This window comes from Burkholderia sp. AU45388, from assembly GCF_030481585.1.
In the GTDB taxonomy this organism is placed as follows: domain Bacteria; phylum Pseudomonadota; class Gammaproteobacteria; order Burkholderiales; family Burkholderiaceae; genus Burkholderia; species Burkholderia sola.
The window spans coordinates 251168-274050 of sequence record NZ_JAUJPV010000001.1; the positions used below are offsets into that span (position 1 = coordinate 251168).

Here is a 22883-nt window from a genome sequence, read left to right on the forward strand (position 1 = left end):
GCAGCCTCGATCGCGTCCGTGTCCCACTTCCTGCGTCGCTAATGCCGCTCGGGCATCGGCTTCAATTTCCTCTCCGCGCCGCGACCAGCACCGCCACAGGCAACTCTGCCAGACAGCGATCGAGCGCCAGCACTCCTTCCGGCGCATCGATCGCGTCGCCCGCATTCAGCCAGTCGATCCACGGCCCTTCCACGTCGCGCGGCAGCACGACCGCCGTATCTCCCCATCGCGCAGGCTCCACGCGCGGCAACGCGGGCGCTTCGCCGAGCAACCGGCACGCGAGCCGCGTCGTGACCATCACCACGGTAGCCGCGTCGTCGCACCGCGCGAACGCCACCACGTGCCGCGCAAGCGGGCCACGCACGCGCAGCGGAACGTAAGCCCCGTCCGCAAACGTCGCGGGCCATCGCGCACGCAGTGCCAGCATCCGTTCGATCAGCGCGCGCTTCACGCGCGCATCGGGCCACGTCGGCAGATACGACGCAACCGGCCCATCGACCGATTCAGCCGCCAGCGTCGCGAACGGCACGTCGCGCCGGTTGTCCGGATCGACGAGCGAGTGATCCCACGACTCGGTACCTTGATAGAGATCGGGCACGCCGGGCGACGCGATCCGCAGCGCCGTTTGCGTCAGGCTGTTGACGACGCCGGCCGGCGCGATCCGTGCGACGAACGCATGCAGCCGATGCGCAAAATCGCCCGTGCCGCGCGGCGTCAGGATCGCGCGGACGAACGCTTCGCAGCCGTGCTCGTAGTCCGGCTCGGGCGCGAGCCAGTCGGTGTACTGCTTCGCTTCGCGCAGCGCCTTCGTCTGCCATTGCACGACGCGCGTCGCGAGCGCGTCGAGGCCGGCCGCGTCGTCGGGAGCGAGCGCCGGCGGCCAGCAGCCGACGAGCGTCTGGACCAGCATCGCCTCGGCGGCCGGCCCCGGCGTCCACGCGAGGTCGCGGTGCGCACCGCCGCGATGCGGCAGATTCAGCGCCGACCAGTCGAGCGACACCGCGCGCCACGTATCGGGCACCTCGCTCAACACCGCGAGCCGCGCCCGCGCGTCCTCGCCGCGCTTGTGGTCGTGCGTGGCCGTCGCGACGAGCCCATGCGGCACCGTGCGCGCGCGGCGCCGGTTGCGCGCATGGAACGCGCCGCGCGACAGGCTGAAGTCGCCGGCATCGGCGCCGACCTCGTTGCGCGACAGCAGCCGCCCGTAGCGATAGTTGGCCGTATCCTCGACGCCTTTCGCGGCCAGCGGCGCGGTGAGCTGCGCGAACGCGACCCGCGCCGCGGCCAGCGCATCGGCGTCCACGCGCGGCACCCGCGCGACCGGCAAGCCGAGCCACGCGGCGACACGCTCGAGCGCGAAGCGGTCGGTCGGATCGACCGCCGCATACGCACCGTCGTACGCATGCGCGAGCACGCGCCGGTCGGCGTCGGCCGGTTCGACGCCCGGCGCCGGATACATCCGGTACACGGGTAGCCGCACCGCGAGGTCGCCCAGCACGCGCCGGATCGCGATCAGGCTGATGTCGCGCGTCGCGGGCGACGCCCGCGCGATGCCGTGCAGCAACCGCGCGACGCGCGCATGCTCGACGGCGAGCTGGCGCATCAGCACGCGCCGCTTGCCGTCGAGCGCTTCCTGCGCGAACGTGCGCGCCGAACCTGATATGGCCGCCCAGTGCGCGGCGAGCGGTTCGGCGCCGGCCGGGTCGTGCAGCAGCGCGCCGACGTCGTTCATGAAGTCGTAGCCGGTGGTGCCGTCGACGGCCCAGTCGGTGCGCAGCGCTTCGCCGGGCGCGAGGATCTTCTCGACGACGACGTAGGGTCGCGCGTCGCGCTGCGCGGCGAGCCGCGCGTGCAGCCGGCGGCAATACGCGCCGGGATCGGCGAGGCCGTCGACGTGATCGACGCGCACGCCGTCGACGAGTCCGGCCGCGTGCAGCCGCAGCGGCAGCGCATGCACGGCGTCGAACACCGCCTCGTCTTCGACGCGCACGCCGGCAAGCGTCGCGATGTCGAAGAAGCGCCGCCAGTTCAGCTCGTCGGCCGCCGTGCGCCACCAGGCGAGCCGGTAGTGCTGGCGTTCGAGCAGCCGGTGCAGGCACGCGCGCGAGCGTGCGCGGCGCGGATCGGCGCCGCGCAACACCGCGTCGAGCGCATGCGGGCCGTGCGCGGCCGCATGGTCGCGCAGCGCCGCATGGGCGGCGGCCAGCCGCGCGCTGTCGCGGATCGGCGCGACGTCGAAGCGCTCGGCGAGCGCGTTCAGGTCCGCGCGATTCGCGATGCGCAGGATTTCCGCGTAGGTGGCGGCGGCGACCGGCAACCGCCGCCCCGGGCACGCGATATAGAAGCGGCCCGCGGCCGGATCGGCGCGCAGCGTGATGTCGCCGGCCGCGAGCGCCTCGCCGTACGGCGCGCCGAGGCACGGCAAGAGCACCTTGCCGTCGAGCGCCGGGTCGGGCGGATGCCAGTCGATGTCGAAATAGCGCGCGTACGGGCTGGCCGGCCCCCATTCGAGCACGTCGTTCCACCAGCCGTTCGACGAGCCGCCGACGCCCATGTGGTTCGGCACGATGTCGATGATGATGCCGAGGCCGCGCGCGCGCGCCGCGTCGACGAGCCGGATGAAGCCGGCTTCGCCGCCGAGTTCCGCGCCGAGCGCGCCGTAGTCGACGGTGTCGTAGCCGTGCAGCGAGCCGGGCTCGGCCGTCGACACCGGCGACAGGTACAGGTGACTCACGCCGAGCCGCGCGAAGTAGTCGGCGTGCGCGGCCGCGTCGTCGAACGTGAAGCCCGCATGCAGCTGCAGTCGCAGCGTCGCGCGTGGGGTCATGGGCGGTGCCCCTGCGCGCGGCGCGCCTGCACGACGGCGGCGATGCGCGTGCGCACGTCGGCGTCGAACAGCGTGTCGATCGGGCGCGGCAGCCGCTGCCGCCAGTTCGGATGGCCGCATGGCGGCCCCGGCAGGTTCGGCTGCGCGTCGAGCGCGAGCAGATCCTCGAGCGGCAGCAGCGCGAGCGGCGACGGGCTGCCCGCGACGTAGGCCAGGATCGCGTTCACCGGCGGCATGTCGGCCGGCGGCACCGCGGCGCCGGCCGGCGCGCAGCCTGCGTGCTGCAGCGCGTGCCACAGCGCCGCGCGCTCGGTGGCGCGTTCCCTGTGAGCGGCGAGCAGTTCCGGCGGCGGCGGGGGCGTCGAGCGATTCGAATCGGGGCGCTGCACGGTGTCGTGGCCGTACGCCATGCTTTGCACGATCTCGTCCGAATCGTGCGTGCTCGCATCGTCCGGCGCCGGGGCGGCGACATCGTGCGGTGGTTGCGCTTCGTCGCGCCGCTTCGCGGCTTCGGCGTCGGCCGCAACGCGCCGCCACCCGAGATCGACGCCGCGCCACCAGCCGGCCACGGTCGGCAGATCGTGCGTCGAGGTCATCGCGATCGCCTCGCGATCCCACGCGGACGGCGGCCGGAACGCGCCGTTCGCGTCGCGCTCGAACCACAGCACGCGCATCCCCGCGACCCCTTGCGCGCCGAGCCGTTCACGCAAGCCGGCCGGCACGGTGCCGAGATCCTCGCCGATCGCGATCGCGCGATGGCGGGCCGCTTCCAGCGCGACGAGCCGCACCAGATCGTCGAGCGGATAGCGCAGGTAAGCGCCGCTGCGCGGCGAGCCGCCGTCCGGCACGATCCACATCCGCGCGAAGCCGAGCACGTGATCGATGCGGATGCCGCCCGCGTGCGCGAACGCCGCGCGCAGCAGCTCGATGAACGGCATGAAGCCGTCCGCGCGCAGCGCGTCGGGCGTCCACGTCGTCACGCCCCAGGCCTGGCCGGCCGCATTGAACAGGTCGGGCGGCGCGCCGAGCGATACGCCGCGCAGCAGCGTCGTGCCGTGCGCCCACGCGTCGCTGCCGGCCTGATCGGAGCCGACCGCGAGATCGGCGATCAGGCCGGTCGCCATGCCCGCGCCGCGCGCCGCGTGCTGCGCGTCGCCGAGCGCGCGCGACGCGCACCATTGCAGGAACGTGTGGAACGCGATCGTGTCGGCATGCGCGTGCGCGAACGCGTCGACTTCCGCCGATCCCGGCATGCGCCATTGCGCGGGCCATTGCCGCCAGTCCGCGCCGATCCCGTGCTCGATGCAGAACGCCTGCAACGCATCGAAGCGCGCATGCGCGTCGAGCGCCGCGCCGCCCGCCGCACGAAAACGCTGGAACGTATCGCGCGACGGGTCGTCGCTGGCGCGCCATGCGTCGAAGCACGCGCGCAGACGGCGCAGCTTCGCGGGCAGCACGCGCGGCCAGTCGATCAGCGCGGCATCGGCCGAACCGGCGGATGCCCGCTGCGCGGCAGTGGCGCCAGGCACCGCGTCGCAGTCGAGATACGCGACGTTGTGCCAGCGTCGCGACGACGGCGAATACGGGCTGTCGTGCGCGGGCAGCGCCGGATAGCCGGCGTGCGTCGGGCTGATCGCCACCGCCTGCGCGCCGTGGCGAGCGGCCCGCGCCGCCAGCCGCGCGAGCGCCGTGTAGTCGCCCGCGCCGTCGTCGCCGGTGCGGCGCAGGCTGTAGAGCTGCGCCGCGATGCCCCAACGGCGGCCCGCGTCGTGGGGGCGGGCGAACGTGTCGAACGGCTGCGCGCGCGGCGGCGCGATCGCGAGCCCGACGCGCTGCTCGCCGATGTCGAGCGCGTGATAACCGGGCATCGCGAGCGGCGGCAGCGTGCCGTGTTCGCCCGTGCCGCCCACGCGGCCGTCCACGTGGCCGCCGGTTTCGAGCGAGATCCGGAAGCGCGCGCCCGGCGCCGCGATGGTCGCCGGCAGCGTCAGCGGCTGGCCGGCATCGCCGGTCACGACGCGCGGCGGGGAGGCCTTCGCATCGGCGAGCGCCGCCGCGCTGTCCACCCGCTGGATCGCGGTGCCGCACGGCCAGCCGAGCGCGTCGACGAGCGCGACGAGCGCGTCGTCGTCCACGCGCCGCGCGACGCCGCCCGCGTCGGTCCAGTCGGGTGCCAGGCCGGCCGCGCGGGCGAGCGCCGCGATCGGGACGTCGGTCGTCATGACGGGCTCCGTCCGTTCGCGCGGTGCTGCCGCGCATCGTGGTTGACCGCGCCGTCGCGCCACGCGATGCACGCGCGCGGCGGCACGTGCCCGCCGGGCAGGCGGTCGCGCGCGCGCGGCGGCGTCTCGAACACGATCTTGCCGACCGGCAGCGCGGGCAGCGTCGCGTGGTGCGAGCCGAGATTCAGCGCGATCGTCAGCGTGCTGCCGTCGCCGAGGCGCCAGCGCGCGAGCAGCGCGGGCGGGTCGCCGTCGCCCGCGAGCAACGCGACGCCGAGCGCGCGCGCATCGGCCAGGTGCGGCGTCACGAGCGCCGCGCGCACGGCCAGCGCGCTGCGGTAGAAGCGCCGCCACGCGGCCGCGTCGGGCCACGATTCGTCGGGCGGATGGTGCGACGACGAACGCACGAACGTCGCGATGTCGTTCGGGTCGGGAATCGCGTCGCGATGCGCGGCGTCGGCGAACGCGGGAAACGCGGCGAATTCGCGACGCCGGCCTTCGCGCACCGCATCGGCGAGCGCGCCGCGATAGTCGGTGAAGAACTGGAACGGCTGCGTGCTGCCGTCTTCCTCGCCCATGAACAGCAGCGGGATCGACGGCGCGAGCAGCATCAGCGCGGTGGCCGCGCGCACCGCGTCGTCGTTCGCGAGCGCGCGCAGCCGTTCGCCGAACGCGCGGTTGCCGATCTGGTCGTGGTTCTGCAGGAACGCGACGAACGCGGTCGGCGGCAGGTGCGCGCTCGGTTCGCCGCGCGCGGCGCCGTCGTGCAGCGGCGACGGCTCGCCCTGGTACGCGAAGCCTTCGCCGAGCGTGCGCGCGAAATGACGCAGCGGTGCGTCCGCGTACGCGCGGTAATAGCCGTCGCGCTCGCCGGTCAGCAGCACGTGCGCGCTGTTGTGGAAATCGTCGTTCCATTGCGCGTCGAAGCCGCCCGGGCCGAGCAGGCTCGCGCTATTGCGCTCGTTCTCCAGCACGAGATGCACGTGGCGTGCGTCGCCCGCGTAGGCGCGCACGCGGCGCGCGAGTTCGCGCAGCCACGCATCGTCGTCGATCGCATGCGCGGCGTCGATGCGCAGCCCGTCGAAGCGGTATTCGTCGAGCCAGTACAGCGCGTTGTCGATGAAGAACGTGCTCGTCTGCGGGCGGGAGAAGTCGATCGCCGGCCCCCACGCGGTCTGCCGGTCCGCGCGGAAGAAGTCGGGCGCGTAGCGCGGCAGCAGGTTGCCTTCGGGGCCGAAGTGGTTATACACGACGTCGAGGAACACCTGCAGCCCGAGCCCGTGCGCGGTGTCGACCAGCGATTTCAGTTCCTCGGGCCGCCCGTACGACGCGTCGGGCGCGAACGGCAGCACGCCGTCGTAGCCCCAGTTGCGCGCGCCGGGGAACGCATTGACGGGCATCAGCTCGACCGCGGTCACGCCGAGTTCGGCGATCGCCGGCAGCCGCCGCTCGACGGCCGCGTAGCCGCCGCATGCGCCGACGTGCAGTTCGTACAGCACCGTCTCGTGCCACGGGCGGCCGCGCCACGCGTCGTTGCGCCAGCGGTACGCGGCCGGATCGACCACCTGGCTCGGGCCGAGCACGTCGTACGGCTGGAAGCGCGACGCGGGATCGGCCACCGCGAGCGCATCGTCGAGCAGGTAGCGGTACAGCGTGCCGGGGCCGCACGGCGCGATCGTCTCGAACCAGCCGTCGCCGGCCGGCGTCATGGGGATCGCGCGACCGCCGGCGTCCTGCAGTTCGACGGCGGCCGTGCGGCTCGCGGGCGCCCACAGCCGGAAGCGCGTGCGATCCGCATCGAGGCAGGTCGCACCGAACGACGACGCGTACGCGTGCGTGCCGGGCGAAGGGGCGGAACGGGGCGTCATGGCGGCTCCTCACGAAGACAGGTCGGGTGGCACGGCCGCGACCGCGATCACGGCCGCGTGCGCGGCGACGTCGAGCCCGGCTTCCGGCCACGAGCGCGGGCCGGAATCGGGGTTCGCGGTGTCGAGCAGGATCCGGTAATCGAGCACGGGCGCGGGCGGCATGAACGTGATGGTGTCGGCCGACGCGTTCAGCATCACGAGCAAGGCCTCGGTGCGCCCGGTGCGGCCGGTGCCGACGCGCCGCATCGTCAGCGCGCGGCGTTCGCCGTCTTCCCACGCGGGGACGGTGAGCGCGTCGCCGCGTTCGTCGAACCAGCCGATCTCGCGCATGCCCGGCGCGCCGTCGCGGTCGCCCGACGGATAGCGCGGCGCCGACATCACCGGATACATGCGCCGCAGCGCGGCGAGCCGCGACACGAAACGCGTCATTTCCACGCCGGCTTCGCTGTGCGCGAGGTCCCAGTCGAGCCACGACAGTTCGTTATCCTGGCAATACGCGTTGTTGTTGCCGTGCTGCGTGCGGCCGAATTCGTCGCCGGCCACGAGCATCGGCGTGCCGAGCGCGGTAAACAGCGTCGCGAGCATCGAGCGCGCGACGCGCCGGCGCACGTCGCGGATCGCCGCGTCGTCGGTCGGCCCTTCCGCGCCCCAGTTCGCGCTGCAGTTGTCGTCGCGGCCGTCGCGGTTGTCCTCGCCGTTCGCGTCGTTGTGCTTGCCCGCATACGACACGAGGTCGGCCAGCGTGAAGCCGTCGTGCGCGGTGACGAAATTGATCGACGCCCACGTACGGCGCCGGCCGTGATTGAACAGGTCGGCCGAGCCCGACAGGCGCGCGGCCAGTTCCGGACGCTGCCCGGCGTCGCCGCGCCAGAAGCGCCGCACGGTGTCGCGAAACCGGTCGTTCCACTCGGCGAAGCCGGGCGGATGGCGGCCGAGCTGATAGCCGCCGGGGCCGAGATCCCACGGTTCGGTGATCAGTTTGCGCTGCGCGAGCACCGGGTCCTGCCGCAACGCGTCGAAGAACCCCGCGCCGGGCTCGAAGCCGTGGTCCTCGCGGCCGAGCGTCACGCCGAGATCGAAGCGGAAGCCGTCGATGTTGAACGCGGTCGCCCAGTAGCGCAGCGAATCCATCACCATCTGCACGACGCGCGGATGCGACAGGTTCAGCGTGTTGCCGCAGCCGGTCTCGTCGACGTGGTAACGCGGATCGTCGGGCCGCAGCCGGTAATAGCTCGCGTTGTCGAGCCCGCGCCACGACAGCGTGGGCCCGAGCTGGTTGCCTTCGCACGTGTGGTTGTAGACCACGTCGAGCACGACCTCGATGCCGGCCGCATGCAGTTGGCGCACCGCGATGCGCATCTCGTCGAGCCGCCGCGTCGTCAGGTACGACGGCTCCGGCGCGAAGAACGCGGCCGTGTCGTAGCCCCAGTAGTTGCGCAGCCCGCGCTTCACGAGTTCGCGCTGCTGCAGGAACGCGTGGATCGGCAGTAGCTCGACCGTCGTCACGCCGATCGACAGCAGGTGGTCGACGAACGCCGGATGCGCGAGCGACGCGAACGTGCCGCGCTCCGGCGGGCGCAGCCCGGCGCGGCGCATCGATGCGCCGCGCACGTGGGTCTCGTAGATCACGGTGCTGCGCCACGGCACGTTCGGGCGGCGGTCGTTGCTCCAGTCGAATGCCTCGTCGACGACCACGGCTTTCGGCATCGCGGGCGCCGAATCGCGGCGGTCCATCGACAGGTCGGCCCGGTTCGAATGCACGCGATAGCCGAACAGCGCGTCCGACCAGCGGAACTGGCCGACCAGCTTGCGCGCGTACGGGTCGAGCAGCAGCTTGGTCGGATTGAAGCGGTGGCCGTGCTGCGGCTGGTACGGGCCGTCCGCGCGGAACCCGTACACGGTGCCCGGATGCGCGTTCGGCAGGTAGCCGTGCCACACCTCGTCGGTGCATTCGGGCAGGTCGAGGCGCGCGAGTTCCCTGCGGCCGGTCGGATCGAACACGCACAGCTGGATCCGGTGCGCGTGCGCGGAAAACACCGCGAAGTTGGTCCCGAGGCCGTCCCAGGTCGCGCCGAGCGGGTAGCTGCGGCCGGGTTCGAGACGGTCGGGCAGGGCGGTCGGCATGGGATGGATCTCCGTGTCGGGGAGGTGGGGGATCAGGCAGGGGTCAACCACAGCGTCGCGAGCGGCGGCAGGCGCAAGGTCGCCGACCACGCCTCGCCGTGCGCGGGCACGGCTTCGGCCCACACGGCGCCGTCGTTGCCGGCGTTGGTGCCGCCGTACGACGCGGCATCGGTGTTCATCAGTTCGCGCCAGTGGCCCGGCGCGGGCAGCCCGAGCCGATAACCGGCGCGCGGCACGGGCGTGAAGTTGCACACGGCGACGACCAGGTGCCCCGCATCGTCGCGGCGCGCGAACGCGAACACGCTGTTGTCGCGGTCGTCGCCGATCAGCCAGGAGAAGCCGGCCGCGTGGCAGTCGAGCGCATGCAGCGCCGGTTCGGCCGCATACGTGCGGTTCAGGTCGCGCACGAGCCGCTGCACGCCGCGATGCGCGGGCGCGTCGAGCAAGTCCCAGTGCGGCGTCGCATCGTGCGCGAACTCGCTCCATTGCGCGAATTCGCTGCCCATGAACAGCAGCTTCTTGCCGGGATGCGCCCACATGAAGCCGAAATACGCGCGCAGCGTCGCGAGCCGCTGCCACGCGTCGCCGGGCATTTTCGCGACGAGCGAACCCTTGCCGTGCACGACCTCGTCGTGCGACAGCGGCAGCACGAACCGCTCGGAGAACGCGTATACGAGCCCGAACGTCATCCGGTCGTGGTGATAGCGGCGGTGGATCGGGTCTTCGTGCAGATACGCGAGCGTGTCGTGCATCCAGCCCATGTTCCACTTGAAGTCGAAGCCGAGCCCGCCGTCGACGGTCGGCGCGGTGACGCCCGGCCACGCGGTCGATTCCTCCGCGACGGTGACGACGCCGGGCGGCGCGGCGTCACCGTGCAGCGTGTCGTTCAGCCGGCGCAGGAACGCGACCGATTCGAGGTTCTCGCGGCCGCCGTACACGTTCGGCACCCATTCGCCTTCCTTGCGCGAATAGTCGCGGTACAGCATCGACGCGACCGCATCGACACGGATGCCGTCGACGTGATAGCGGCGCGCCCACGCGAGCGCCGACGCGACGAGGAACGCGCCGACCTCGGTGCGCCCGACGTTGAACACGCAGGTGTTCCAGTCGGGATGCATCCCTTCGCGCGGATCGGCATGCTCGTACAGCGCGCTGCCGTCGAATTGCGCGAGCCCGTGCGCGTCGTTCGGAAAATGCGCGGGCACCCAGTCGACGAGCACGCCGATGCCGGCCGCATGCGCGCGGTCGACGAAGCGCGCGAAGCCGTCGACCGGCCCGAAGCGCGCGGACGGCGCGAACTGCGCGAGCGGCTGATAGCCCCACGAGCCGCCGAACGGGTATTCGGCGATCGGCATGAATTCGACGTGCGTGAAGCCCATTCCCTTCACGTATGGAATCAGCCGCTCGGCGAGTTCGTCCCACGTCGCGCTGCGCTCCATGTCCTCGGGGATGCGCTGCCACGATTCCGGATGGACCTCGTAGATCGACCACGGCATACGGTAGCGGTCGTTGCGCGGCCGCGCGTGCATCCAGCCGTCGTCGTGCCATGCGAACGCGTCGAGCGCCGCGACGTCGGCGACGACCGACGCCGTGCGCGGCGGCGCCTCGGTCGCCCGCGCGCACGGGTCGGCCTTGTGCGGCAGCACGCGCCCGTCGGCCGCGCGCAGCTCGTATTTGTAGCGCTCGCCCGGGCCGATGCCCGGCACGAACAGCTCCCACACGCCCGACGGCCGCCGCAGCCGCATCGGATGGCGGCGCCCGTCCCATGCGTTGAAATCGCCGACCACCGAGACGCGCTGCGCGCTCGGCGCCCACACCGCGAAACGCACGCCGTCGGTGTCGTCGACACGCATCGGCGTCGCGCCGAGGCAGTCGAGCACGGCGGCCGGGTCGCCGGCCGAGAAACGCGCGAGCGCCGCTTCGTCGAGCAGCGTGCCGAACGCATACGCGTCGTCGGTCACCTGGTGCGCATCCGGCCAGTCGATCGCGAGCAGGTAATGCGGCGAGCCGCCGTCGTGCGCGATCGTCCCCGCGAAGCAGCCGGCGCGATCGACGCAGGCGAGCGCGCCGAGTTCGGCGCCGTCCGGCGACAGCGCGCGCACGCGCTCCGCGCCGGGCAGCAGCGCCCGCACGACGACCTGGTCGGCCTGTTCGTGCGGGCCGAGGCACGCGAACGGGTCGGGATGGCGGCCGGCGAGCAGCGCATCGATATCGGCGCGTTCGAACAGCGTGTCGGTCATGGGTTTCCTCCGTCGTCGGGCAGCACGCCGTCGCCGAGCAGCCGGTCGACCAGGGCCGCGAGCCCGCCGACCGGCACGCTCAGCCAGTCGGGCCGGTTCGCGGCTTCGTAGCACAGCTCGTACGACGCCTTGTCGATCAGGAACAGCGCGAGCAGGCGATCCGCGTAGTGCGGATCGACGAAGCGCGCGGGCGCGTGGTCGGCGGCCGCGCGATAGCATTCGACGAAGCGGTCGGCGGCGGCCTGCCCGAAGCGGTCGAACAGCGCGCGCTTGCGGCCGGCCGCCTGCGGCGGCGCCTTTTCGATCGCGAACTGCGCGGTCGCGCTCACGTACGACAGCGAGCGCAGCAGGCCGGCCACGTCGCGCAGCGGATGCGATTTCGCGCGACGCCGCTCGAGCGCACGCGCCGGTTCGCCTTCGAAGTCGATCAGCAGCGCGTCGCCCTGCACGTCGAGCACCTGGCCCAGGTGGAAATCGCCGTGAATCCGCGTGCATTGCGCGTCGAGCGTGCGCGGTACGAGTTCACCGAGCGCGTCGACGGCCGCGTCGCGCGACGCGAGCAGCGCGTCGGCCGACGCGCGGGTGGCCGGATCGAGCGCGTCGAGCCGCGTGCGCAGCACGTCGAGCGCGCGCTCGAACGACGCGATCGCGTCCACGCACCAGCCTTCGACGTGATCGGGCGTCGCGCGTTCCGGCGCGAACGCGGGATCGTCGGACGGCTGCGCGAGCGCGACGTGCAACTGGCCGAGCCGCGTGCCGATGATGCCCGCGAACGCCGCGTAACCGAGCAGCGCGTCGGGCTCCTCGCCGGTTTCGGCCGCCTCGCCTTCGTCCGCGGCCGGCAGCGCGAGTTCGTCGATCGCGCGCCGCAGGAAATCGAACGAGCGCGTCCACGCGTCGCCCTGGTTGTCGACATAGCGCTGCAGGATCGCGACCGTGTGCGGCGTGCCGTCCGGATCGACGTGCACGACTTCGCCGGCCAGCGTCGCGGTGTTCGCGTAGCCGATGCGCGTCAGGTGCCGGCTCATTTCCGCTTCCGGATGAATGCCGTGCGCGACCTTGCGCACCAGCTTCAGCACGATCGCGTCGCCGATCACGAGCGAGCTGTTGCTCTGCTCGGCCGCGAGCCAGCGCACTTCCGCGTCGTCGCCCGGGTCCAGCCCGGCGAGCGCGTCTTCCGGCAGAAAGGTGAGCTGGCCGCCGTCGGACGTGGGCACCGTCGCGCCGTCGCGCAGCTTGCGCAGCATCCCGCGCGCGAACGCCGGCAACGCGAACGCGTCGGTCAGGTAGCCGACCGTATGGCCGCGCCGCACGCGTGCGAGCGCCAGTTGCGCGAACAGCGGATGGGACGTCTCGCCGCCCCACGCGGTCGCGAGCGGCACCACGTAGCGTTCGACGCCGCCGTCGCTCGCGGACACCCACGCCTCCGCATACTGGAACGGCTCGTCCGGAATCGGCGTGACGACGTTCAGCCACGCGTCGCCGATCTTGCGATCCTTCGACGCGAACCAGCGCCGCCGCGCGAGCCACGACGCCAGCGCGTCGTGCGCGAGCGCATGCAGTTGCGACACGTCCGGCCGCGTATCGCCGCGCCGCATCACGAGCGTCACGTATTCGGGCAGCGGCTCCGCATGCGGCTGCCGCCACGACGGCTCGCGGCCGTGCTCGGCGAGCACGAACCACAGGAACCCGTACGGCGGGAAGGTGAGGAGATACGGGAGCTGGCCGATCGGCGGAAACGGCGAATCGGACGTCATCTCGGTCGGCACGCGGCCCGCGAATTCGGACAGGTCGAGTTCGACCGCCTGCGACGCGCGCGACAGGTTCGCGACGCACAGCACCGGCTCGTGGCCGTCCAGCTCGCGCAGGTAGGCGAGCACCTTGCGGTTGTCCGGGCGCAGGAAGCGGATCGTGCCGCGCCCGAACGCCTGCGACGCGCGGCGCGTCGCGAGGATGCGCCGCGTCCAGTTCAGCAGCGAATGCGGGTCGCGCGTCTGCGCCTCGACGTTGATCGCGTCATAGCCGTACAGCGAGCCCATCACCGGCGGCAGCACCAGCAGTTCGGGGTCGGCGCGCGAGAAGCCGCCGTTGCGGTCCGACGACCACTGCATCGGCGTGCGCACGCCGTCGCGATCGCCGAGGTGGATGTTGTCGCCCATCCCGAGTTCGTCGCCGTAGTAGATCACCGGCGTGCCGGGCATCGACAGCAGCAGCGAGTTGATCAGCTCGATGCGGCGCCGGTCGCGCTCCATCAGCGGCGCGAGCCGGCGCCGGATGCCGAGGTTCAGCCGCGCGCGGCGGTCGCTCGCATAGGTCTGCCACAGCAGGTCGCGCTCCGAATCGGTGACCATCTCGAGCGTCAGCTCGTCGTGGTTGCGCAGGAACACGGCCCACTGGTTGCTCGGCGCGAGCGCCGGCGTCTGCCGCATGATGTCGAGGATCGGGAAGCGATCCTCGCTCGCGATCGACATGTAGATGCGCGGCATCAGCGGGAAGTGGAACGCCATGTGGCATTCGTCCTCGTTGCCGAAGTATTCCTGCACGTCTTCCGGCCACTGGTTCGCTTCCGCGAGCAGCATCCGGTTCGGATACTCGGCATCGATCGTCGCGCGGATCCGCTTCAGGATCGCGTGCGTCTCCGGCAGGTTCTCGTTGTTCGTGCCTTCGCGCTCGACCAGGTACGGCACCGCGTCGAGCCGCAGCCCGTCGATGCCGAGATCGAGCCAGAAGCGCATCACCTGGATCACTTCGCGCACGACGGCCGGGTTGTCGAAGTTCAGGTCCGGCTGGTGCGAATAGAAGCGGTGCCAGTAGTACTGGCCGGCCACCGGATCGTGCGTCCAGTTTGACGTTTCGGTGTCCAGGAAGATGATCCGCGTGCCCGCGTATTTCGTGTCGGTGTCCGACCACACGTAGTAGTCGCGATGCGTGGAGCCCGGCTTCGCGCGGCGCGCGCGCTGGAACCATGGATGCTGGTCCGACGTGTGGTTGATCACGAGTTCGGCGATCACGCGGATGCCGCGCGCATGCGCTTCGCGGATGAAGCGCCGCACGTCGGCCAGCGTGCCGTAGTCGGGATGCACGTCGCGGTAGTCGGCGATGTCGTAGCCGTCGTCGCGGCGCGGCGACGGATAGAACGGCAGCAGCCAGATCGTGTCGACGCCGAGTTCGGCAATGTAGTCGAGCTTCGCGATCAGGCCGGGGAAATCGCCGATGCCGTCGTTGTTCGAGTCGAAGAACGACTTCACGTGCACCTGGTAGATGATCGCGTCCTTGTACCACAGCGGATCGTCCGCACAGAGCGCGGGTTCGCGGCGGCGCGCGCGGCGCCGGCGCGGCGTGCCGGCCGGCGCGAGCGACGGGAATTGCGCGCGGCGCACGTCGTCGAGGGAATCTTCGCGTTTCATCATGCATGCGCTCCCGAAGGGCGGCGGGGGGGATCCGGTTCGGGCGCCGCCGCCCGCGCGGCGCCCGGAGACGGCGCGAGCCGCCAGATTGCGTACGGCCGCACGTGCGGATCGAGCGACACGTACTGGCGATGGCCGCGCCAGCTTTGCGCGTGCGCGGCGTCCTGTTCGAGCGCATCGAGCGGCTCGCCGTCGGCCAGCCCGAGGCCGCGCCACAGCGCCGCATCGAGCGTGAAGTTCGTGGCCTGCGGATGCCACGGGTCGAGACTGATCGCGACGAGCACCACGCTGTCGAACGCGGGCGTCGCCTTCATGAACACGAGCACCGAATCGTTGTCGGCGTCGACGAACGTGAGCCCGAGATGCGTCTGCAGCGCCGGATGATCGCGCCGCGCGCGGTTCAGCCGCGCGATTTCCGTGCCGATATGCGCGGCCTTGCTCCAGTCGCGCGCGCGCAGCTCGTATTTCTCGGCATCCGCGTATTCCTCGCTGTCCGGCAGCGGCGCCGATTCGCCGAGCTCGAAGCCCGAGTACAGGCCCCACGAGCCGGCCAGCGTCGCCGCGAGCGCCGCGCGGATCACGAACTGCGAGCGCGGCGCGTTCTGCAGGTGGCGCGGGTTGATGTCGGGCGTGTTCACGAAGAAGTTCGGCCGGAAGAATTCGCGTGGCGGGCCGGCCGTCAGCTCGGTCAGGTAGTCGATGAAGTCGCGCTTCGACTCGCGCCACGTGAAGTACGTGTACGACTGCGAGAAGCCGACTTTCGCCAGCCGGTACATCATCCCCGGCCGCGTGAACGCTTCGGACAGGAACACGACGTCCGGATGGCGGCCGCGCACGTCGTCGATCATCCACGCCCAGAACGGCAGCGGCTTCGTGTGCGGGTTGTCGACGCGGAAGATCCGCACGCCCGCGTCGACCCAGAACAGCACCGCGTCGCGCAGTGCGAGCCACAGGTCGGGCAGCGCGTCCGGCGCGTAGAAATCGGGATTCACGATGTCCTGGTAGCGCTTCGGCGGATTTTCCGCGAAGCGCAGCGAGCCGTCGGGCCGCCACGCGAACCAGCCTGGATGCGCGGCCAGCCACGGATGGTCTGGCGAGCACTGGATCGCGAAATCGAGCGCGATTTCGAGCCCGTGCCCGCGCGCGGCGTCGACCAGCGCGCGGAACGAATCGAGCGTGCCGAGTTGCGGATGCACGGCCGTGTGGCCGCCGTCGGGCGAGCCGATCGCGTACGGGCTGCCGACGTCGTCGGGGCCGGCGCTCAGGTTGTTGTTGCGCCCCTTGCGCGCGGACGTGCCGATCGGGTGGATCGGCGGGAAATACAGCACGTCGAAACCCATGTCGCGGATGCGCGGCAAATGCGCGATCACGTCGTCGAATGTGCCGTGCCGGTGCGGATCGTCGCTGGCCGAGCGCGGAAACATCTCGTACCAGCTCGAGAAGCGCGCCTTGCGGCGTTCGACGTCGACCGGGTAGACCGTCGCGTCGTGCGTGACGAACGGGCGGTAGCGCAGCGCCGCGAACGCATCGGCGAGCGCGGGCCCGCCGATCAGCGCGAGGCGATCGTCGGGGGAGGCGTCCTTGAGCTCCGCGATGCGCTGTTTCATCTGCGTGAGCGCGCGCGGATCGGCCGGCTCGGCGAGCTTCAGCGCGGTCGCCAGCAGCAGTTGCGCTTCGCGCACCTCCAGCGTGACGTCCTGGCCGGCCGCGCGCTTCTTCGCGATGTCGGTGACGAGCGACGCCCAGTCGTCGCGCCATGCGACCACGCGGAATTCGTGGCGGCCGAGCCGGTCGAGCGCGACGCAGGCGTGCCAGCGGTCGTTCGGCGCGGCTTCGAACGGCACTTCGCGCCATTCGTCGCCATCGGCGGCGCGCCACTGCAACACGGCCGCCAGATGCGCATGCCCGTCCGTGAAGATCGATGCGCTCACGACGAGCGGCTCGCCGACCACGCGCTTGATCGCGAAGCGGCCGCCGTCGACCGACGGTTCGACGCGCTCGATCGCGATCCGGTCGGCCGCCAGCGCCGCCGACAGCGCGGTGCGCTCGCGCGCGGCGTCGGCGCGCGCCGTGACGGGCGGCGCCCGCCAGGCGTGCAGCAGCGCATACGCGCCGGGCGCGAGCGTGAACGGCTCGAGCGCGGCCGGCGGCTGCGTGTGCGCGCCGTCCTGCGTGGCGACGCGCGTGAAGCCGCCCGGCACGCCGGGCAGGAACGTCGCGGGGTCGATCGTGGCGGGCGCGTCGAGATCGGGATTCAACGCGATCAGCAACGCCGCGTCGTCGTGTTCGAGCAGCGGCCCGGTGCCGCGCAGCAGCGCGGTCGCGCCCGCGCCCGGCGCGCTCAGTTGCACGATCTCGCCGCGCGTGGCCGCGACGGGCGTGGCGCGGCGCCACGCGTTCGCATCGGCGAGCGCGCCCGACAGGTCGAAACGGGCGTGCTCGAACGCGGCGCGATAGCGCGCGGCATCCGCGTCGCGCGCCATCAGCGGCACCGTCACGCCGCGCTCGAACCCCATCGGTACGAGCCAGCCGGTGCCGACGGCCGCCGCCGTCCACAGCGCGCGGCGATACGCGCGGGCGATAGTGTCGTCCGATGCGTCGGGCCAGTCGTCGGCGAGACGCGGGCCGTCCGGCGCATCGGGAAACGCGATCGGCGCGCCGATGCGCCGCAGCAGCCGGTGTTCGTCCGCGAACCACGGCGCGCGCAGGTCCCACCAGCGCACCGATGAAAACACCGCGTCGAACCCGGCGGCTTCGAGCTGCGCGAGCGCGTCGCGCGCATGGCCGGGCACGCCCGCGAGCACCGCGACGTCCGGACGCGCCCGGCGCAGCGCCGCGCGCCAGCCCGGCCACCAGTCGGCCGGCAGATGATGCGGCGCGTCGATCAGGAAACCGGCCGCGCCCGCGTCGGCGAACGCCGCGAGATGCGCGCACCACCATGCCGACAGCGCGTCGCGCACCGCTTCCTCGCCGGTGTTCGCATGCGCGATGTCCAGCGCGTGCGCGGTGCCGCGCGGGTCGATCAATGCGTCGTCGTGCGTGCGCTCGACGTACCAGTCCGGATGCTCGGCGCGTAGCGGGTTCTCGCGTGCGATGCGATCGGGCACGACTTCGAGCAGCAGGCGCAGCCCGTGGCCCTTCGCCAGTTGCGCGAGTCGCGAGAAGGTTTCGAGCGCGCTCGCGCGCGTCTCGAACGACCGGGCCGGCCGCCGGAAATCGGCTACGTGGCGCGGAAAGCCGGCCACGCTCGCGGCCCAGAACGCGCCGACGAGCACGTGATCGAAGCCCATTCCCGCGATATGCGCGAAGGTCTGCGGCCATGCGTCGAGCGGCCCGACGAGGCGGGCGTCGCAGAAGTAGAGGTGCGGAGCGAACGGCGGTGTGGAGTCCATGGCGTGGCGCGGGTGGTGGCGGCGAGCGGTAACCGTCGGTGCGTCGCAACGTGCGTGCCTGCTGCGCGATGCCCCGTGGGCACGGCATGTGCGGGGAAGCCGGTTTGAAAGGGCCTGTCGTTTTTACATGACCGCTGGACTCGCGGATGTACTACATGCGCGGTATCGACCGGATGTCCGAACTGTCGCCCGTCGCCGGATCGTTGTCCGAAGTCGGAATCGGCGCGCCTGGGTCATACCGCACCACCGTCCCATGTTCGATCCGGTGCGGAAACGGCGGCGGCTCGTCCACTTCGTCGCCGAAGCGCGCGCGCACGAACGCACGCAGCAACGCGACGCGCGCATCGCGCCCATGGGCGCCGCAGGTCGACGGGCCGTCGACGAAGGACGCGTCGCATTCGACGTCGTCGCCGTGGCGGGCGATCCGCAGATCGATCGCACGATCGAGCACCGCGCCCGCGTCGGCCCACGATGCCGACGGCGCGAACGGCGCGTCGAGATGCCGGAGCGCGTCGCACGCGGCCGTCACGACGACGGTCGGCGCGACGGCCGTGAAGCCCAGCGTGTCTTCGTCGTCGGCGCACAACGCGCGTGCGCACCAGTAGTCGAGATCCTTTCCGTCGAGTGCGTCGGTTCGCATGAGCTACCTCCGTCGGATCGAAAAAATCTCACCGCGCAAGCGCCGTGCCCGTCGCGGGTGTCGCGCGCATCCGGGCCACCAGCGGATAGTGGTCGGACGCGTGCCGCGCCCGTGCGCTGCGATGCACGACCACGTCGACCAGCAGCTCACCCGGATGGATCCAGATCCGGTCCAGCGAGAACACCGGCCACACGGTCGGGAACGTACGCGGCGCCGGCGCGCGCCGGAACCGCGTGACGAGCGCCTGCAGCGCGCGCCCGCGCACGAACCATTCGTTGATGTCGCCGAGCAGGATCACCGGCATCGCGCCCGTGTCGAACGCCCCGAGAAGCCGCTGCACCTGCGCGCTGCGTTCGCTGGCCGACAGCCCGAGATGCGTCGCGACCACGCGGATCGGGCCCGCGCTGCAATCGATGTCGGCGTCGAGCGCGCCGCGCGGCTCGCGCGGGTGGAACGACAGGTCGAGCGTGCGCGCCGCGCGGATCGGGCAGCGCGACAGCACCGCGTTGCCGTAGCGGCGCTCGGGCGTGTCGATCGTCGGGCCGGCCACCGCGTGCATGCCGGTCGCGTCGCGCAGATGCGCGAGCACGTCCGGCGTGCGCGTGCCGCCGAGCGGCACCTCCTGCAGCGCGATCACGTCCGCGTCGAGTTCGTCGATCACGGCCGCGATTCGGTCGACCGCGCGCGCCGGCCACGCGCCGTCGCCGCCGTGAATGTTGTAGGTCGCGATTCGCAGGTCGCGCCCGCCGGGCGCGGCGGCGGGCGCCGCGTCGGCGGTGACGACGTGCGGCGGCGGGGCCGGGTCGTTGCTCAGCGCCATCGTCGCAGCATCCTCACGAGCAGGACCGACACGCCGACCAGCGCGAGGCCGATCGCCGCGAGCCACGCGAACGCGCCGGGCTCCGGATGGCTGAGCGCGGCGGTCAACTGGTGCGCGAACGTGACGGTCAGCACGATGCCGGGCAGCATCCCGAGCGCGGTGCCGACCAGGTAGTCGCGCAGCCCGATGTGCGATGCGCCGGCGACGAGGTTCACGACGGTAAACGGCGCGATCGGCAGCAGCCGCAGCACGGCCATCGCGACCACGCCGCGCCGGCCGATGTGCTCGCTCAGCCGGTTCGCGCGCGCGCCGGCGAGCCGGCGTACCGCGTCGCGCCCGAGCCAGCGGCCGAGCGCGTAGGTCGCGGCGGCCGCCGCCATCGAGCCGACGCCCGCATACGCGAAGCCCGGCCACGCGCCGAACACGAGCCCCGTCGCGGCGATCAGCAGCGTGATCGGCACCGCGAAGGTCGCCGCGATCACGTAGGCCGCGAGCAGCAGCACCGGTGCGGCCGGCAGCCGCGCGATGCCGGCCACCGCGTGCGACAACGACGCGACGTTCAGGTGCGCGCCCAGCGGCGTGAAGCGCCACGCGAGCGTCAGCGCGGCGAGCGCGAGTACCACCGCGCCCAGCACGAAAAATCGCGCGGTGAGCGAGCGATGCTGCTCGTGCGGCACGAATTCGCGGACGAACCGGTCCGGCTCGATCGGCTGCTCGGGGTCGAGCCGCGCGCTGACCGGCACGAGCGCCTCGAATTGCGGCGACACGGCCGGGTCGAGCGTGCGCAGCGTGCGGCCCGGCTTCGCGCGCAGCCGGTCGAGGACGACGTTCGGCCGTGCTCCGCACGCGAACGCGTCGGCCACCGCCGCGGGCGTCGTGCCGAGGTGCTCGGCCAGCAGCCGCTCGCGCATGCCGGCGATCGCCGCGCGAATGCGGGCATCGCCCGCCGCGACCAGCGCGATGCAGCATTCGGTGTCGAGCAGCATCGAGCGGTTGTTCAGGTTCGCGCTGCCGATCACGATGCATTCGTCGTCGACGATCGCGACCTTGCTGTGCACGTTCACGCACCCGTCGCCAAGCCCGTCGACGTGCGGATACAGCAGCCGGTAGCGGTCGAAGCGGTCGGCCGACGCGAGCGTCGCGTGCAGCCGCGCGCGCAGCACGCCCATCGTCGCTTCCTGCAGCCAGCCGCTCTGCACGCGCGGCGCGACGACGGTCACGTCCGGCCCGTCCGCATCGGCGAGGCGTTCGGACAACGCTTCGCGCACCACCGCCGCGGTGAAGTACTGATTTTCGACATACAGGTGCCGCTGCGCGGCGCGGATCGTGTCCTCGACGAGCGCGCGCACCTGGGTGACCGCCTCGCGGCCGCCGTGGCGCGGCGCCGTATACGCGATGCCGAGCCGCACGTCGCGTACGTCGACGGGCGCGCCGGGCGGCCACGGATCGGGGTCGTCCGGCCGGTCGAGATGCCGCTGCGCGCGGATCGCGATCGGGCGCCCGCACGCCTGCAGCCAGCGGGCGCGCGCCTGTTCGCCGATCGCGGCGGCCGCGTCGCCGTCGAACATCGTGTGCACGTCGTGGAACGGCCCGTACGGCATGCCATGCTCGTCGCGGCGGCGCGGGTCGTCGGCCGCATGCGCGGGCGTGTCCCAGCGGGCGCGCGTCAGGTCGAGGCCGCCGACGAACGCGAGCCGGTCGTCGATCACGACGAGCTTCTGGTGATGCGACGCGCCGCGCGGATGCGTATCGTCGAGCCGGAACCGGATCCCGCGATGCGCGCGCCAGGCGGCCCGATACACGGGCGGCCAGTCGCGCTCCAGCGCGTAGATCATCGCGAAGTCCCACGCGAGCACGTAGATGCGCAGGTTGTGGCGGGCGGACGCGAGCGCGTGCAGGAAGGCCGCGAGCGTGTCGGGCAGCGTGTCGTCTGCGCCGCCCGGCGCGAGCCGCATCCGGCTGTCCACGTCCCAGCCGACGATGAACACCGTATGGCGCGCGCGCAACAAGGCGGCGCGCAGCGTCGAGAAGTACGCGTCGCCGTCGACCAGCATCGCGAAGCGGTCCGCGTGGCGGATCGTGTCGCAGTTGCGCCCGCGCTCGAGCAGGCCGTGCCGCGAAGGGCCGTCCGCCGGCGCCGTGTCGACGCGCCGCTCGTCGGCGCGGGTCACGCGATCCGCCACGATCATCGCGCGCCGACGTCCCGGTCGCCGTCGATCCGCTGCAACAGCGCGTCGCAGCGCGCACGCAGCGCCTGGAGTTCCGGCGAATGCGCGTCGAGCCGCACGCGTTCGCCGCTCTGCGGGTCGCCGTGCGTGATCGCGATGTCGTAGATCTCCTGCGCGATCGTCGCCGACGCGTGCGCGATCCTGATCCGGTCGAGCCACTCGCAGTCGGCGTGCCGGCACGCGAGCCATGCGCGCAACGCGCCGACGAGTTGGCCGGTCGTGAGCCACGCACCGCTGCGCATCCGGGCAGCGAGCTGGCTCGTCACGAGATAGGAGAGCAGGTCGGTCTGGGTCACGCGAAACTCCTTGACGAGGTGTCGGGTTGACAAGTCCGTACGCACGCGATGTTTTGCAGCGTTTCGCAGATCGCCGCAAATTCCGGCCCGCTCGTGCGCGAGAACGAGACGGAGATGTCGTCGGTGTCCGGATCGTCGTCCGACTGCTGGACGATGAACCGTTTCACGCGCACGCGGCCGGGGCCGAGCGCCTCGTGCAGCGTGCCGAGCGTCAGGCCGCCGCGTTCGGCCACGAGCAGCAGCGTGCGTTGCTGACGCTGCGCGATGAAGCGGCGCTCGAGCGGTTTCACGCCCGCGAGGATCGCGAGCACGATCGCCGTCGCGCCGACCGATGCAACCACCATGCCGCCGCCCGCGGCGAGCCCGACGCCGGCCACCGCCCACAGGCTCGCGGCCGTCGTCAGCCCGCGCACCACCTCGCCGCGCAGCAGGATCGAGCCCGCGCCGAGAAAGCCGATGCCCGACACGACCTGCGCGGCGACCCGCGACGGATCGAGCACGACGCCGTTTTGTCCACGCACGTCCTCGAAGCCGAACGTCGACACCAGCATCACGAGCGCGGAGCCCACGCACACGAGCATGTGCGTGCGCAGCCCGGCGGCCCAGTTCAGGCGTTCGCGTTCGAGCCCGATCACGCTGCCGAGCAGCGCGGCCAGCAGCAGGCGTCCAAGCAATTCGAGGTGGCCGATCATGATGTGCATCCCTTCCGGCCCTTCGCGATGCGGGCCGGCAGCGGTTCGATGCGGAAAAGGGACGCAAGCAGCGTGCCGGCCGGGCACGGCGCGTGCGCGCGAGGGCGGCGGCGCGCACGGCGGTCAT

At 72.2% G+C, this 22883-nt stretch carries 12 protein-coding genes; all 12 read right to left on the reverse strand.

What is annotated here, in order from left to right:
- Nucleotides 1–61: 61 nt before the first annotated feature.
- On the reverse strand, nt 62–2827 hold the full coding sequence (gene treY / locus QZM72_RS01140; RefSeq protein ID WP_301736896.1) for a malto-oligosyltrehalose synthase: 2766 nt from the start codon (nt 2825–2827) through the stop codon (nt 62–64).
- Nucleotides 2824–5049 carry a 4-alpha-glucanotransferase gene (gene malQ / locus QZM72_RS01145; protein WP_301736897.1) on the reverse strand — a complete coding sequence of 742 codons (2226 nt, stop codon included), beginning with the start codon at nt 5047–5049 and terminating at the stop codon, nt 2824–2826. The genes treY and malQ overlap by 4 nt, the downstream gene beginning before the upstream one ends.
- Entirely contained in the window at nt 5046–6917 is a 1872-nt protein-coding gene (gene treZ / locus QZM72_RS01150) for a malto-oligosyltrehalose trehalohydrolase (RefSeq protein WP_301736898.1), read from the reverse strand. The genes malQ and treZ overlap by 4 nt, the downstream gene beginning before the upstream one ends.
- Before the next feature lie 9 nt (nt 6918–6926).
- Nucleotides 6927–9041, reverse strand: a complete 2115-nt coding sequence (gene glgX, locus QZM72_RS01155) for a glycogen debranching protein GlgX (RefSeq protein ID WP_301736899.1) — start codon at nt 9039–9041, stop codon at nt 6927–6929.
- Between the two features lie 32 nt (nt 9042–9073).
- A complete protein-coding gene (gene glgB / locus QZM72_RS01160) occupies nt 9074–11281 on the reverse strand; it encodes a 1,4-alpha-glucan branching protein GlgB (protein ID WP_301736900.1) in 2208 nt (735 codons plus the stop codon).
- Nucleotides 11278–14688, reverse strand: a complete 3411-nt coding sequence (treS, locus tag QZM72_RS01165) for a maltose alpha-D-glucosyltransferase (RefSeq protein ID WP_301737223.1) — start codon at nt 14686–14688, stop codon at nt 11278–11280. The genes glgB and treS overlap by 4 nt, the downstream gene beginning before the upstream one ends.
- Nucleotides 14688–18080 carry a maltotransferase domain-containing protein gene (locus tag QZM72_RS01170; RefSeq protein WP_301736901.1) on the reverse strand — a complete coding sequence of 1131 codons (3393 nt, stop codon included), beginning with the start codon at nt 18078–18080 and terminating at the stop codon, nt 14688–14690. The genes treS and QZM72_RS01170 overlap by 1 nt, the downstream gene beginning before the upstream one ends.
- 151 nt (nt 18081–18231) lie before the next feature.
- Complete coding sequence (locus QZM72_RS01175) at nt 18232–18720, reverse strand: phage protein NinX family protein (RefSeq protein WP_301736902.1); 489 nt, start codon at nt 18718–18720, stop codon at nt 18232–18234.
- Between the two features lie 28 nt (nt 18721–18748).
- Complete coding sequence (locus QZM72_RS01180) at nt 18749–19540, reverse strand: endonuclease/exonuclease/phosphatase family protein (RefSeq protein ID WP_301736903.1); 792 nt, start codon at nt 19538–19540, stop codon at nt 18749–18751.
- Entirely contained in the window at nt 19531–21729 is a 2199-nt protein-coding gene (locus QZM72_RS01185) for a VTT domain-containing protein (RefSeq protein WP_301736904.1), read from the reverse strand. Before QZM72_RS01185 ends, QZM72_RS01180 begins: the two co-directional genes overlap by 10 nt.
- Nucleotides 21726–22064 (reverse strand): hypothetical protein, encoded by a 339-nt coding sequence (locus QZM72_RS01190; protein ID WP_089471235.1) that lies wholly within the window; start codon nt 22062–22064, stop codon nt 21726–21728. Before QZM72_RS01190 ends, QZM72_RS01185 begins: the two co-directional genes overlap by 4 nt.
- Nucleotides 22061–22756: an MgtC/SapB family protein gene (locus QZM72_RS01195; protein ID WP_089471696.1), complete on the reverse strand. Its 696-nt coding sequence runs from the start codon at nt 22754–22756 to the stop codon at nt 22061–22063. Before QZM72_RS01195 ends, QZM72_RS01190 begins: the two co-directional genes overlap by 4 nt.
- Nucleotides 22757–22883: the final 127 nt, after the last annotated feature.

Excerpts from the sequence above, each read along its gene's own strand:
- QZM72_RS01180 (WP_301736903.1), bottom strand. The coding sequence starts at position 19,540 with ATGGCGCTGAGCAACGACCCGGCCCCGCCGCCGCACGTCGTCACCGCC.
- QZM72_RS01175 (WP_301736902.1), bottom strand. The coding sequence starts at position 18,720 with ATGCGAACCGACGCACTCGACGGAAAGGATCTCGACTACTGGTGCGCA.
- treS (WP_301737223.1), bottom strand. The coding sequence starts at position 14,688 with ATGAAACGCGAAGATTCCCTCGACGACGTGCGCCGCGCGCAATTCCCG.
- QZM72_RS01185 (WP_301736904.1), bottom strand. The coding sequence starts at position 21,729 with ATGATCGTGGCGGATCGCGTGACCCGCGCCGACGAGCGGCGCGTCGAC.
- QZM72_RS01195 (WP_089471696.1), bottom strand. The coding sequence starts at position 22,756 with ATGATCGGCCACCTCGAATTGCTTGGACGCCTGCTGCTGGCCGCGCTG.
- QZM72_RS01170 (WP_301736901.1), bottom strand. The coding sequence starts at position 18,080 with ATGGACTCCACACCGCCGTTCGCTCCGCACCTCTACTTCTGCGACGCC.
- malQ (WP_301736897.1), bottom strand. The coding sequence starts at position 5,049 with ATGACGACCGACGTCCCGATCGCGGCGCTCGCCCGCGCGGCCGGCCTG.
- glgB (WP_301736900.1), bottom strand. The coding sequence starts at position 11,281 with ATGACCGACACGCTGTTCGAACGCGCCGATATCGATGCGCTGCTCGCC.
- treY (WP_301736896.1), bottom strand. The coding sequence starts at position 2,827 with ATGACCCCACGCGCGACGCTGCGACTGCAGCTGCATGCGGGCTTCACG.
- glgX (WP_301736899.1), bottom strand. The coding sequence starts at position 9,041 with ATGCCGACCGCCCTGCCCGACCGTCTCGAACCCGGCCGCAGCTACCCG.
- treZ (WP_301736898.1), bottom strand. The coding sequence starts at position 6,917 with ATGACGCCCCGTTCCGCCCCTTCGCCCGGCACGCACGCGTACGCGTCG.